Raw genomic sequence first — 13,460 nt, 5'->3', positions numbered from 1 at the left:
CCCCTCTCGCCTTCTTCCCCCTATGACAACTCTTGGACTTCTCGGCGCCGGGCACATCGGGTCCCAGCTCGCCCGCGCTGCCGTCGCACACGGCTATGACGTCATCGTCTCGAACTCCCGCGGGCCGGAATCCCTGACCGAGCTGATCCTCGAACTCGGTGAGCGAGCGATGGCCGGAACGGCGGCGGATGCCGCCACCGCCGACATCGTGGCGGTCGCCGTCCCCCTCAAGGACGTGGAACGCATCCCCGCCGATCTGCTTGCCGGCAAGATCGTGATCGACACGAGCAACTACTATCCGCGGCGGGACGGCACCATCGCGCCGCTCGACGCCGGTGAAATGGCGGTGTCCGAGTTCGTTCAGGCGCACTTCGCTGACGCTCGGGTGGTGAAGGCGTTCAATCACATCCAGGCGCCGGCGATCACCGACGACGCACAGTCGGCGGGAACGGCGGAGCGGCGTGCACTCATCGTGGCCGGGGATGACGAGAAAGCCAAGAAGGTCGTCAGCGAGTTCATCGACGCGATCGGTTTCGACGTGCTCGATATCGGGCCGTTGAGCGAGAGCTGGCGCATCGAGGCCGGCACAGCCGCGTTCGGACCCAGGCGTGACCTCGAGGAGCTCGAGATCGACGTGGCGCAGGCGACACGCTCCGGTCGCCACTGACCTCCGGTGTCAACGTTTGACGGACACCGTCACCGTGAATTTGCTGTTGCGCCCCAGCTGCCTGGTCGGGCCGACGGTGCGCTCGAGCGCTGACCGGTAGCCGAGGTGTGAGTTCCACACCGTCCACAGTTCGCCGCCCGGCTTGAGCACGCGGGCGGCGTCATCAAACAGCTTCCCGGCGATGCCGGCGTGAACTGTGGCTCCGACATGGAACGGCGGGTTCAGGAGGATCAGTTCGGCGGAGGCATCGGCCCACCCGGACAAGCCGTCGTCGCGCACGACCCTGACCCGGTCGGCGACTCCGTTGGCCGACACCGTCTCGTGTGCGGATGCCACCGCCGCCGCGGACTGGTCGGTGGCGGTGACGAGCATGGCAGGTCGAGCACGCGCGACAGCGGTCGCGAGGATCCCTGTGCCGCAGCCGAGGTCGATCGCGGCGTCGGCCGCAGGCAGCCCGTCCAGGAAGCCGAGCAGGAACCGCGTGCCGATGTCGACCCGGGTTCCGGCGAAGGCCGCGCCGTGAGCACAGACCCACAGCCCGAGGTCTTCATGGAATTCGCGGGCCGGCCAGACCGGTTCGCCGGCCGGCGCCAGCGGCTCCCGCACGAGAAGCACCCGGGATTTCTGATGCGCTCGCGACGCGGTGACCGAACCAAAATATCTCCCGAACACCTCATTCATGGCGGTGGTCATGTGTTTCAGCCGCCCGCCGGCGTACACGGTGACATCCGCCGTCGCATGCCGGGCGATGCTCTCGGCGATCTCGGCGAGTGCGTCAAGCGACCGTGGCAACTGCAGGAGCACGATGCGAGCGCCATCGACGGCGGAGGCCTCCAGCGGCAGATTCGCGTACCTGTCGGCAGCGGACATGGCGATGGCGTTGTTGCCCAGTGCCCGTTCTCCGGAAAGCTCGTCCTGGTGCACGCGGATGCCAGTGGCTCCTGCCCAAGCGGCCCCGAGCGTCAGCGCACCGTACCGGTCACCGATCACGACCACATCGCCGGGCAGCGAGGTGGTGATCTCGCTTTCCGCGGTGTCGAGCAGGAGCCGGTCGGTCGCGTCCGACGCGAAGAGGTTGGCAGCTTCGACGTCTGGCCACCGGCGGAGCCGGTCGAACGGGAAGTCAGTCACCTGTTCAGGGTATCGGTGCCTCGGCTCCCGACTTGATGCGGCTCCCGTCAGCGAAGCGGGACTCCTGTCAGATCGTCGACGGCGGCACGGCCGCCTGGCCCCCGATCGGCGCAGACGGCTCACGGAAGGCGTGAGCCATCCACCACCAACTGAGCAGGCCGATCGCCGCGTTCACGAGCAGATTCACCAGAATGAAGAACACTCCGAGCCCGATGAACGGCGTGAAGTCGATGCCTTCCAGCCCCCGGAAGCCGCCATCACCGTCGACGTTGCCCGTCCCGTTGACATCCGGCGTCCACATGTTGAGCAGCCCCGAGAACGGTGAGCTCAACGCGCTGAGCAGGAAGTTGGCGGCGACGGCGATGCCGAGCGCACTCCAGGTGACGGCTACCGGACGGTTCACCCGGTGGCTCTTCAGCGTGCGCAGGCTGAAGAGGTAGCCGACGACCCACAGGATGATGCCGAGGATGACCAGGCCGATCAGCCACGGCAGAGCCACAGACCAGGCGCCGCTGACGATCTGGTCGATGTTTCCAGGCAACGGTGCTCCGTCGAGCGGGAGATCCTCAGGGTTGTTCCGCGCAATCCAGGAGAACAGGGTGCCGAAGAACGCACCGACCAGTGCGATCGTGAGCGGGATCGCGACGAGGGCGAAGCCCAGGCTCATGAGAGTGAAGGCCACCCCGCCCGCGAGCATCGCGCCGCGTCTCTGCCGCGGATCAAGCGGGGGGCGTGGCGGCGTTGTCCGCGCAGGCACCTGTGCGATGTAGCCGGGTTGCGGGTGACCGTGCTGTTGGACCGGATAGTGCTGCGGGTGCTGTGGGTAACCCTGCTGTGGGTAACCCTGCTGCGGCTGGGGCGGGTAGCCGGGCTGCTGCGGATAAACCTGCTGCGGCTGGGGCGGGTAGCCGGGCTGGGACGGGTAGCCGGGCTGCTGCGGATAAACCTGCTGCTGCGGATAACCTGGCTGTTGTGGATAGCCCGGCTGCTGGATCGGCGCGGGGCCCGCAGGGGAATCCGAGGCTGGGGGCAACGGCGTTCCACGGGGCGGTTCCAGGGGGGACCCGGGTTGCGGCCTGGCCGGCTGATCAGCCTGGCCGGGCGGCGGTCCTGTCGGTGTCGGGTCTGACCCGCCTCGCGGCGCAGTCGACGGCGGGTTGTCCGGAATCTGAGGCTCGTTGTCGCCCATGCGGCTCAGCTTAACGACCGGGGCGGACGGGCGTAACCCCACCCTCAACACCGATGGGTTCCGCCGCAGGGGAACCATTGGTCCGCTCAGCGCTGAAACGGCCGCCAGACCACGAGCTCGGTGCGCCGCTGCGCGCGCGTGCCGCTTCTCAGCGGCACGACATCGCCCTGGGCTCCCGCCGCGAACACACGTCGCCCTGGCGACTTGACCAGTTCACTCGCGAGAGCATGCTCCAGTTCGCGCACGCGCGCGGTCAATGCGACCACTTCGTTCTCGAGGGCGAGGATCCGGGCGATGCCCTCGAGGCTCACGCCCTCAGCACTCAGCCGGGCGACCTCCCTGAGCTGCACGACGTCGCGCATCGAATAGCGTCGGGACTTGCCAGCCGTTCGGGTGGGAGAGACGAGACCGAGCCGGTCGTACTGCCGCAGCGTCTGCGGATGCATTCCGGCCAGCTCGGCCGCCATCGTGATCGCGAAGATCGGCGAATTCTCGTCCAATTTCCGCTACCCCCTCGCCCGCAGGAGAAGGTCATCACGGGGGTTTTCATGCGGTTCGAGTTCGTGGAAGTGCTCAAGAGCTGCCCGTGCTTCCGCGCTGAGGTGGGACGGTACCGCCACCTGGACGACAGCGAGCAGGTCTCCCGTGCCTTTCGACGTCGCAACGCCACGACCCTTCACCCGGAGCACCCGCCCCGACGGCGTCCCCGGCGCGACCCGCAGTTTTACCGGATCCCCTCCGAGAGTCGGCACCTCGATTGTTGCGCCGAGCGTCGCCTCAACGAACGTGACAGGCACGTTCACCCGCAGGTTGAGGCCGTCCCGTTCGAAAACCGGATGCTTCCGCACCGCGACGGTGAGGACGAGGTCTCCGGCCGCGCCTCCGTCAGGAGACGGGTGGCCCTTGCCGCGCAGCTTGATCTTCTGCCCGTCTGCCACACCGGCGGGGATGTTCACCTTGATCGTCCGACCCTCAGCGGTCTGCAGGGTGATCTGGTCACCCTTCGTCGCCGTGAGGAAATCGATCGTCGTGGACGCCGTGACATCCCGACCCGGGGTCGGCCCGCCGAACCCGCGGTAACCGCCGGTCGGCTGGCCGAAGCCCCCACTGCGTCCGAACACCCCTCCGAGGATGTCCTCGAAGTCGGCCTGCTGGTAACCGCTGCTCGTTCCTCGTGCACCGCCGCCGAACATTCCGCCGAAGACGTCGTCGAACCCGCCGCTTCCGCCTGCCCCGCCTGGCGCGGTGAAGCGGGCGCCGGACCCCATGGCGCGGACCGCGTCATATTCCTTGCGCTGCTCAGGGTCGTTGAGGACCGAGTACGCCTCACTGAGTTCCTTGAACTTCGCCTCAGCGTTGGTGTCACCCGCATTGGAGTCGGGATGGTACTTGCGCGCAAGCTTGCGGTAGGTCTTCTTCAATTCAGCCGGCGTGACATCCTTCTTCACTCCGAGAATCTTGTAGAAGTCCTTATCGAACCAGTCCTGGCTTGCCATCGCGCCTACTCAGCGGGGACGGCGACGACGACCTTGGCCGCACGGAGCAGAGTGGAACCGATCGTGTATCCGGTTTCGACGACGTCGAGGATGATTTCGGTGTCGACGTCAGCGCTCGGCTGCTGGAAGATCGCCTCGTGGAGGTTGTGGTCGAAGGGCTCGCCCTTCTCCCCGAACGAAGCCAGGCCCAGCTTTCCGATGCTCGTTCGCAGCTTCGCGGCGATCGCTGAGAACGGAGTGTCGGCCCCGAGATCGCCGTGCTTCTCGGCCCGGTCGATGTCGTCGAGAACCGGCAGCAGCACCTTGATGACGTCACCGGTCAGGCGCTCCCGCTCAACCTCACGGTTGGCTTCCGTGCGCTTGCGGTAGTTGGCATACTCCGCGCTCACACGCTTGAGGTCGACGAGGTGCTCGTGCTCGGGAGCCGCGTCGGCGACGCGCTCCGCGTCGACGTCACCCTCGAGTCCATCGGCCTGGGCCGCGTCCAGGATGTCCTGCACGGTGAGTTCGTCGTCGACTGTTTCGGGAAGCTCAGAGTCCACCTGCGACTCAGGGCCGGAAGCTGTAGCTTCCGACCCCTCGTCCACTGGCTGAACCTCGTCGCCGTTTTCTGGAGTCGGGTTCGTGTCAGTCATCGTTACTTTCGTGCCTCCGTCGAAGAATCGGTCTCGTCGTCGACGACTTCAGCGTCAACGACATCCTCATCGGATGCCGCATCGGCCGGCTGGTCGGCGTCGCCGGTGGGCGCCGATTCTGCCTGCTGCGCCTGCGAGTAGATCGCCTCGCCGAGCTTCACCTGGCTTTCGTTGAGTTTGTCGTACGCGGTCTTGACCGCGGCCTCGTCGTCCCCGGCAAGTGCCGACTTGAGCGCGTCGACGTCAGCCTGCACGGAGCTCTTGACGTCCTCGGGCAGCTTGTCGTCGTTCTCCTTGATCAGCTTGTCGATCGAGTAAGCGAGCTGCTCGGCCGTGTTGCGGGTCTCGGCTGCCTCACGGCGGGCCTTGTCCTCCGCAGCGTGCTCCTCGGCTTCGCGAACCATGCGCTCGATGTCTTCCTTCGCCAGCGAAGAACCGCCCGTGATCGTCATCGACTGTTCCTTGCCTGTGCCCTTGTCCTTCGCGGACACGTGCACGATGCCGTTGGCGTCGATGTCGAAGGTGACCTCGACCTGCGGGATGCCACGGGGTGCGGGAGCGATGCCGGTGAGCTCGAAGGTTCCGAGGTTCTTGTTGTCGCGGGTGAACTCGCGCTCGCCCTGGAAGACCTGGATCGCGACGGACGGCTGGTTGTCGTCCGCGGTGGTGAAGGTCTCGCTCCGCTTGGTCGGGATGGCCGTGTTGCGCTCGATGAGCTTGGTCATGATGCCGCCCTTGGTCTCGATGCCGAGAGACAGCGGGGTGACGTCGATGAGCAGGACGTCCTTGCGCTCGCCCTTCAGCACACCGGCCTGGAGTGCGGCGCCGACGGCGACGACCTCGTCTGGGTTGACCCCCTTGTTCGGGTCTTTGCCGCCGGTCTCCTGCTTGACCAGATCGTAGATGGCGGGCATACGGGTCGATCCGCCGACGAGAACGACGTGCGCGATGTCGCCGACCGAGATGCCTGCCTCGCGGATGACGTCCTGGAACGGCTTCTTGGTGCGGTCGACGAGGTCACTCGTCATCTGCTCGAACTGCGCACGGGTGAGCGTCTCGTCGAGGTTTGCCGGGCCGTTCGCGGTGAGCGAGAGGTACGGCAGCTGGATCGACGTGGACATGCCCGATGACAGCTCCTTCTTCGCCTGCTCAGCGGCTTCCTTGAGGCGCTGCTTGGCGATCTTGTCGTTCGAGACGTCGACGCCCGTGGTCTCCTTGAAGCGCTTGATGAGGTGCTCGACGATCCGCTGGTCCCAGTCGTCTCCACCGAGACGGTTGTCGCCGGAGGTGGCGCGGACCTGGATGGTCGAGAAGTCGTCGTCCTTGCCCACTTCGAGGAGGGAGACGTCGAACGTTCCACCACCGAGGTCGAAGACCAGGATGAGTTCGTCTTCCTTGCCCTTGTCGAGGCCGTACGCGAGTGCGGCGGCGGTCGGCTCGTTGATGATGCGGAGGACGTTCAGTCCGGCGATCTCACCGGCTTCCTTGGTGGCCTGGCGCTCAGCGTCGTTGAAATACGCGGGAACCGTGATGACGGCATCCGTCACCGTGTCACCGAGGTACTGCTCAGCGTCGCGCTTGAGCTTGGCCAGGATTCGGGCTGAGATCTCCTGCGGCGTGTACTTCTTGTTGTCGACGTCGAAGGTCCAGTCGGTGCCCACGTGGCGCTTGACCGACGCGATGGTCCGGTCGACGTTCGTGACGGCCTGGCGCTTCGCGGTCTCACCGACGAGCACCTCGCCATCCTTGGTGAATGCCACGACCGACGGGGTGGTGCGGAGCCCCTCAGCGTTCGCAATGACGGTGGGCTCACCACCCTCGAGGACGGCCACACAGGAGTTGGTGGTTCCAAGGTCAATTCCTACTGCACGTGCCATGTGTTTATCTCCTTTTGAGACCGGTCAGGGTCTGTTCGATGTCGGCCGGGTTACGGCCCGCCACTGCAAGTGTGTGACGCCATCTCGATAGTTGAGCGGCGATGACTCAAGTTTACCGACCGCCGAAGTGCTGTCAACTTTTCACGGCAAATCTTGAGCCACGGTGGCTCAACTTTGTATCCAGGAGCGCAAACCCGAGCGCGAAAGAGACGAACGCAGCGCCACGCTGGCGCCGGCGGTACCGTTCCTCATGTTCGCGGCGGGCACGCGCCCGTCCGGCGTCGCGGAGCGTCGCTGGGCCTCGCGTTCAGCCTGACCCGCTGCGACAGTCGGGTTCCACGCGCCATCGGGCGTCGCGCCCGCAACGGAGGGTGGACTCCAGCCACTCAGGCGTATTCGAGACGTCGGGGGCGCCCTGCCACCAGATTCCCCGCATCCCCCTGATCCAACTCTGCGATCGTGGCCCGAGCCTGACGCGCTCGGATGCCGCTTCCGAAAACGGCAGCTTCCGTCACGTCACGAACTGACCACGTGGGCGCTCGAGCGCACGCGGCTTCAAGGCAATGAGCCGCCATGCCGGGCGGCGACACGAGGATTCGCGCGGGTTCACCCGTACAGCCTGCCGATGCCACTACCCTGACCTCATGACGACGAACGACAGCGACGGTTCACCCGATACCGTTGCGCCAGCCCTCTCAGAGGCGCCCCAGACGATCAGCCCGAAACGGGTGCTGGCCTGGGGGCTGTGGGACTGGGGATCGGCCGCGTTCAACGCCGTGGTCACCACGTTCGTCTTCACGGTCTACCTCACCTCGGACGCCTTCGGCGGAGAAGCGGTCGTTTCGGCCCAGCTCGGCTGGGCACTCGCCGCAGCCGGCCTGCTCATCGCCGTGCTCGCTCCCGTCACCGGGCAGCGCTCGGACAGCGCCGGGCGGCGCAAACTGTGGCTCGGAGTCAACACCTACATCGTCGTCGCGATCACCGCATGCATGTTCTTCGTCGCCCCCGAACCGAACTTCCTCTGGCTGGGGCTCCTGCTCGTCGCAGCGGGGAACGTGTTCTTCGAGTTCGCCGGTGTCAACTACAACGCCATGCTCGCCCAAGTCTCGACCCCGAAGACGATCGGCAGGGTGTCAGGCATCGGCTGGGGCTTCGGCTACCTCGGCGGCATCGTGCTCCTCCTGATCGTCTACTTCGGCCTGATCCAGCCCGAGGTGGGGCTCTTCGGCATCACCGGTGAGGATGCCATGGACGTGCGCGTCACCGTCCTCGTGTCAGCGATCTGGTTCGGACTGTTCGCCGTTCCCGTCCTCCTGACCGTTCCCGAGTATGAGGGTGTCGCCGCCCGCCGCCCGAAGGTCGGGTTCTTCGCGTCATACCGGCGTCTTTTCCAGGACATCCAGACGCTGTGGCACGAAAGCCGGCAGACCGTCTACTTCCTTCTGGCGAGCGCCGTCTTCCGCGACGGCCTCGCCGGGGTGTTCACCTTCGGTGGCGTTCTCGCGGCAGGCTGGTTCGGCTTCTCGGCGGGGGAGGTCATCATCTTCGCCATCGCCGCAAACGTCGTCGCCGGGATCTCGACGATCACCGTGGGGCTTCTCGACGACCGGCTCGGCGCGAAACCGGTGATCATGGCATCCCTCATCGGACTCGTACTCGCCGGCCTCGCCGTCTTTTTCCTCCACGATGGTGGCCAGATCATGTTCTGGATCTTCGGGCTCGCCCTGTGCCTGTTCGTCGGCCCCGCCCAGTCGGCATCACGCTCGTTCCTGGCCCGGCTGATCCCCGCCGGTCGGGAGGGCGAGGTGTTCGGACTGTACGCCACGACCGGTCGCGCCGTTTCGTTCCTGGCACCCACCGCGTTCGCACTGTTCATCACGATCGGTGGAGAACAGTACTGGGGAATCCTCGGCATCATCCTGGTCATCTTCATCGGTCTTCTGCTGCTCCTGCCCGTGCAGGCCAGGCAGCAGCAGCTGAGGTAGCGAGCGGCAGGGCACGCTCTGCGCGGGAGGCGACGGCATCCGTCCGTCACTGTGGGCGATGATACCCGCGCCGCACCGAAAGGTAGGATCTTTGCATGGCAGTCACGGATGCGGCGATCCTCAAGATCAAAGAGATGATCCTCTCGGGCCAGCTCGGCCCCGGCGATCGCCTCCCGCCGGAAAAGGAGCTCTCCGAACGCCTCGGACTGTCACGCAGCTCCATGCGCGAAGCGGTCAAGGCCCTCGAGGTGATCCGGGTGCTCGACGTGCGCCGGGGCGACGGCACCTATGTCACCAGCCTGGAGCCTCGCCTGCTGCTCGAAGCGATGTCTTTCGTCGTGGACCTGCACGACGACTCGTCGATCCTCGAGCTGTTCGCGGTGCGCCGCATCCTCGAGCCCGCTGCCGTCGCCCTCGCCGCTGCCCGGGTGACGGATGCTGCCGTCCGCGATCTGCGCGCCCAGATCGACTCCGTCGGTCACAGCACCGACGTCGAAGGTCTCGTCGCGCACGACCTCGAGTTCCACCGGGCGATCGTGGGGTCGGCGGGAAATTCCTACCTCGCGAGCCTGATCGAATCGCTTTCGAGCAACACGGTCCGCGCCCGCATCTGGCGTGGCCTCACCCAGGAGAACTCGGTGGGGCGCACCCTGGCGGAGCACCGGGCGATCGTGGACGCCCTCGAGCGCGGAGACGCCGAGCTCGCGCAGGCGCTCACGCTCGTGCACATCTCGGGCGTCGAACAGTGGCTCCGCGACGCGGCCGCCTGACCCGTCGCGAGCGTTTCAGAGCCCGCGGGCCACAGCCGCCTCGAACTCTGCTGCTGAACGATCGCTGACGTCGTCCTGCAACGCGGCGAGAAGCACCGACGGCGCTGCCGTGAAGTACGGCACGCCCAGTAGCGCGAGATCGACGATGTCAGCGGGGCGGCGCAGACTGGCAGCAAGAACATTGGTTCCGCTGCCGGCGACGAGTGCCTGCATCCGGCCGATCTCGGCAAGCCCGTCTCGCCCCGCATCGTTCAGCCGCCCCAGGTACGGGGCGATGTACGGCACGCCAATGGTTGCGGCGGCGAGCGCCTGGGCGTCGGAGTAGACCGCGGTGAGCAGCACCGGCGCGCCCCGGAGGGTGAGAGCGGATGCCGCAGCGAAACCGGCGCGCGTGGCCGGCACCTTGACGACGGCGAGCGAGCCGAGGGCAAGGATGTCGTCGGCGTGCGCGAGGAGCTCGTCGGCGGCCGACCCCCAGGACTGGAAGAAGATCTCCCTGGCGCCCTCGGACTCCCAGCGGGCATACAGGTGGGCCATGGCTGCGACCGAATGTCCAGCGCGCTCGAGGATCGTCGGGTTCGTTGTCACCCCGTGCACCAGACCGGCTGCCAGGAGTTGGGACACGGCGTCAACGTCAGCGCTGTCGGCATAAAAGCGGGGGCGAGACGTCGTCATGGGAGACTTCCTGTGCAGGGATCGTTTTGAGGAAGCGTATCAAAGCCAGGCGCAGGTCCCCCGAGGTTGGCTTACCTGTCCGCTAATGTAATGACAGGCCCGCGGAACTGGTCTCCGCGGTCAGGAGAATTGCGCCCTGAAAGGCACTCATGAACGAGACACCGTCGTCCGCATCCGCCTCCGGCGGCGTCCTGATCGTCGGCAGCATCACCGCTGACCTGACAACTTTCTCCTCCCGGCTCCCCGCACGGGGAGAGACCATCCTCGGGGACGATTTCACCCTTGTTCTCGGCGGCAAAGGCGCGAATCAGGCCGTCTCGGCCGGCCTCGCCGGAGGCAACGCCCACATGGTCGGCTGCGTTGGGACCGACCTGTTCTCGGAGCTCGTCACCCGCGGCCTCCGCGACGCCGGCGTGCACATCGACCACCTGCGTGCGGTGCCCGGCCCGACCGGCATCGCCCACATCCGGGTCGACGACTCCGGGGAGAATGACATCGTCATGGTGCCCCTCGCGAACGCATCGCTCAGCGAAGCGCAGATCGACGAAGCGTTCGACGAACTCGGATCGACCTGCAGTGTCCTGCTCACCCAACTCGAGATTCCCTGGGCGCTGACCCAGTACGCGATCCGGAAGGCGAATGCGGCCGGTCTCACCGTGATCCTCGACCCGGCACCTGCCGCGTCGCTCGACGAATCCATCTGGCCCCTCGTCGACATCGTCACCCCGAACGAGACCGAGGCGTCGATCCTCACCGGAATCCCCGTCGTCGACCAGCAGTCTGCAATCGAAGCCGGCCGCTGGTTCACCGCCCGTGGCGCGAGCAGCGCGCTCATCACGATGGCGGCAGCGGGTGCGGTGCTCGTCACGGCCGACGCCGTCGACCGCTTCGAGTCGATCCCGGTCGACGCGGTCGACACGACGGCGGCGGGCGACGCGTTCGCCGGTTACCTCGGCGCCTCGCTGGCCGACGGATACGACGTGAGGGATGCCATCCGTCGTGCCATCGCCGCCGGTGCGCTCGCCGTCACCCGGCGGGGAGCATCACCGAGCCTCCCCCACCGTGACGAGGTCGACGCCCTCGCAGCCTCCCGGAAGGAAGCACTCCGATGAGAAGCACGAACACCACCATCAACCCGCAGCTCTCCCGGATCATCTCCGAGACCGGGCACACCGACCTCATCGTCGTCACGGACGCCGGCCTGCCGATCCCCGCCGGCTCGGAGCGAGTCGATCTTGCGTACCGGCCGGGCGCCCCGGCGTTCTTCGACGTGCTCGACACCGTCCTTGCCGAACTCGTCGTCGAAGGCGCCACAGTCTCCGCCGAGATCGAGGAGCACAGCCCCCACGTGCTCCAGGCGCTGCGCGACCGGCTCGACCCACTCGGCGTCCAGATCACGCTGGTGCCCCACACCGAATTCAAGCTCCGCACCCGTGACGCCCGGGCCTTCGTGCGCTCCGGCGAGTACACGCCATACGCCAACGTCCTCCTGCAGGCCGGCGTCGCGTACTGAGAAGAATCGACCACCGTGACACTTCTGACCAGCCCCGAACCAGACATCGACCGCGGAACGGCCGCCGACATCGACCGGCAGGCGCCGACGCCGATGTACCACCAGCTCAAGCACCGGATCATTGACGACATCACCCGCCTCGCCCTCCGCCCGGGTGATCTCCTGCCCGGTGAACACAAACTGTGCGAACAGTTCGGCGTCTCCCGCACCGTCGTTCGGCAGGCCCTGTCGCAGCTCGAACACCAGGGAGTGATTGAACGGGTCAAGGGCAAGGGCACTTTCGTCGCCCACCAGAAGACCCCCGAGAGTCTCGTTCACACCCTGACCGGCCTGTTCCAGGAGGTCGCGGCGCGTGGAGGCCACGTGCACAGCGACGTTCGCCGGCAGGAGGTCGCTCCGGCCGATGATGAAGTGGCGGATGCTCTCGGCGTCGCCCCAGGGACGGCGGTCGTCGTCATCGAGCGGCTTCGCCACGTCGACGACGAGCCGTGGTCCTGGACGACGACGTATCTGCCGCACGACATCGGCCAAGCTGTGCTGCAGGAGGATCTCAGCGATCAGTCCTTGTATGCGGTCCTCGCGACCCACGGCATCCGAGCGGTTCGCGGAGTGCGCTCTGCCGAGGCCGCTTCGGCGACTGAGGAACAAGGGGCGCTGCTCGGCGTGGGCACGGGCAAGGCTCTCCTGGTGCTCCGCAGTATCGGCTTCGATGAGAGAGACCGGCCGATGGAGTTCTTCGTCGCGTACCACCGGGGCGACCGCAGCCGATTCGAGTTCCAGCTGAACGCGGCGCCGACTGAGGTGAGCACGGCCTCGCTCCGGCACAGCGGTCCGAACTGAGCCGGCTCCGTCGAGAGAATTCGTGACATGTAATTACATGTTACGTGTCATTACAGATACTCTGGGAGCGCAGCACCGCCGCTGCCCGATCGAGGAGAGATTGTGACGAGCTACTCACCCCTTCCCGTGCCACCGATGAGCATCCGTTTCGATCCGGCCGGCGGCACCCTCCAACCCGAGGGCCCGACGCTCGCCCGCCGGATGTCCGATCTCGAGGGACTCTTCCGCGACCACGAGGCATGGGAGAAGGCGGTCAGCGACGGCGACCCTGTGGTGTACTCCGTCGTCTCCTCGCGTGTGCCCGAGATCGAGCGCGAACTGCCCCAGTCGATCACCACCATCCAGCCTGGCTCGACCGCCGGGGAACTGTGGATGACCAAAGGTCATCAGCACCCGAACCACCAGGGCGAAATCTATCTCGGCATTTCCGGGCGCGGCGGGCTTTTGATGTTCGACGGAACGGAGACCCAATGGGTCGACATGACACCCGGCATCATCGGCTACATCCCTCCGGGGTGGGCTCACCGCAGCGTCAACGTCGGTGACGAGCCGTACTCGTTCCTCGCCGTCTACCCGGGAGGAGCCGGGCACGATTACGGCTGGGTGCTCGAGCACGGGATGGGACGCCGTGTCCTGACCGGCGAGTCCGGCGTCGAGTTCGTCGACTACGACGCGAGCTGAT

Annotated in this window: 14 protein-coding genes; 7 read left to right on the top strand and 7 right to left on the bottom strand. The window is 66.5% G+C overall.

Annotation, left to right across the window (positions count from 1 at the left end; all coding sequences use genetic code 11):
- The first annotated feature begins 22 nt into the window (after positions 1-22).
- Positions 23-667 carry an NAD(P)-binding domain-containing protein gene (locus JWP90_RS10565; RefSeq protein ID WP_297363616.1) on the top strand — a complete coding sequence of 215 codons (645 nt, stop codon included), beginning with the start codon at positions 23-25 and terminating at the stop codon, positions 665-667.
- 9 nt (positions 668-676) lie between these two features.
- Here JWP90_RS10565 and JWP90_RS10560 read toward each other — a convergent pair whose 3' ends face one another.
- The 6 genes from JWP90_RS10560 to dnaK form a co-directional block, all read right to left on the bottom strand.
- Entirely contained in the window at positions 677-1,798 is a 1,122-nt protein-coding gene (locus JWP90_RS10560; RefSeq protein ID WP_297363613.1) for a class I SAM-dependent methyltransferase, read from the bottom strand.
- Positions 1,799-1,865: 67 nt separating this feature from the next.
- Positions 1,866-2,480, bottom strand: a complete 615-nt coding sequence (locus tag JWP90_RS10555; protein WP_297363610.1) for a DUF2062 domain-containing protein — start codon at positions 2,478-2,480, stop codon at positions 1,866-1,868.
- Between the two features lie 593 nt (positions 2,481-3,073).
- A complete protein-coding gene (locus tag JWP90_RS10550; protein WP_297363606.1) occupies positions 3,074-3,487 on the bottom strand; it encodes a MerR family transcriptional regulator in 414 nt (137 codons plus the stop codon).
- A 6-nt stretch (positions 3,488-3,493) separates the two neighbouring features.
- A complete protein-coding gene (locus JWP90_RS10545) occupies positions 3,494-4,483 on the bottom strand; it encodes a DnaJ C-terminal domain-containing protein (RefSeq protein WP_297363604.1) in 990 nt (329 codons plus the stop codon).
- Between the two features lie 5 nt (positions 4,484-4,488).
- Positions 4,489-5,118, bottom strand: a complete 630-nt coding sequence (locus tag JWP90_RS10540; protein WP_297363602.1) for a nucleotide exchange factor GrpE — start codon at positions 5,116-5,118, stop codon at positions 4,489-4,491.
- A 2-nt stretch (positions 5,119-5,120) separates the two neighbouring features.
- Positions 5,121-6,995: a molecular chaperone DnaK gene (gene dnaK / locus JWP90_RS10535; protein WP_297363599.1), complete on the bottom strand. Its 1,875-nt coding sequence runs from the start codon at positions 6,993-6,995 to the stop codon at positions 5,121-5,123.
- Positions 6,996-7,639: 644 nt separating this feature from the next.
- Between dnaK and JWP90_RS10530 the strand changes: the two genes are divergently transcribed.
- Both JWP90_RS10530 and JWP90_RS10525 read left to right on the top strand, forming a co-directional pair.
- Positions 7,640-8,980 (top strand): MFS transporter, encoded by a 1,341-nt coding sequence (locus JWP90_RS10530; RefSeq protein WP_297363596.1) that lies wholly within the window; start codon positions 7,640-7,642, stop codon positions 8,978-8,980.
- Between the two features lie 95 nt (positions 8,981-9,075).
- On the top strand, positions 9,076-9,750 hold the full coding sequence (locus tag JWP90_RS10525) for a FadR/GntR family transcriptional regulator (RefSeq protein WP_297363593.1): 675 nt from the start codon (positions 9,076-9,078) through the stop codon (positions 9,748-9,750).
- A 15-nt stretch (positions 9,751-9,765) separates the two neighbouring features.
- Here JWP90_RS10525 and JWP90_RS10520 read toward each other — a convergent pair whose 3' ends face one another.
- The gene (locus tag JWP90_RS10520; protein ID WP_297363590.1) at positions 9,766-10,425 is read right to left on the bottom strand and encodes a transaldolase family protein; all 660 of its coding nucleotides are present in this window, start codon (positions 10,423-10,425) and stop codon (positions 9,766-9,768) included.
- Between the two features lie 149 nt (positions 10,426-10,574).
- Here JWP90_RS10520 and JWP90_RS10515 point away from each other — a divergent pair, with 149 nt between their 5' ends.
- The 4 genes from JWP90_RS10515 to JWP90_RS10500 all read left to right on the top strand — a co-directional run bounded on the left by JWP90_RS10515 (position 10,575) and on the right by JWP90_RS10500 (position 13,459).
- Complete coding sequence (locus JWP90_RS10515) at positions 10,575-11,537, top strand: ribokinase (RefSeq protein ID WP_297363587.1); 963 nt, start codon at positions 10,575-10,577, stop codon at positions 11,535-11,537.
- Complete coding sequence (rbsD, locus tag JWP90_RS10510) at positions 11,534-11,938, top strand: D-ribose pyranase (RefSeq protein WP_297363584.1); 405 nt, start codon at positions 11,534-11,536, stop codon at positions 11,936-11,938. Before JWP90_RS10515 ends, rbsD begins: the two co-directional genes overlap by 4 nt.
- A gap of 15 nt (positions 11,939-11,953) precedes the next feature.
- Positions 11,954-12,778, top strand: coding sequence for a GntR family transcriptional regulator (locus tag JWP90_RS10505; RefSeq protein ID WP_297363581.1), 825 nt, complete (start codon positions 11,954-11,956; stop codon positions 12,776-12,778).
- A gap of 102 nt (positions 12,779-12,880) precedes the next feature.
- Positions 12,881-13,459, top strand: coding sequence for a glucose-6-phosphate isomerase family protein (locus JWP90_RS10500; RefSeq protein WP_297363577.1), 579 nt, complete (start codon positions 12,881-12,883; stop codon positions 13,457-13,459).
- The last annotated feature ends 1 nt before the right edge of the window (position 13,460 follow it).

It is taken from the genome of Mycetocola sp. (assembly GCF_025464835.1).
GTDB lineage: Bacteria > Actinomycetota > Actinomycetes > Actinomycetales > Microbacteriaceae > Mycetocola_A.
Note: the sequence above shows the minus strand (reverse complement) of the source record. Positions and strands in the feature narration are given on the sequence as shown.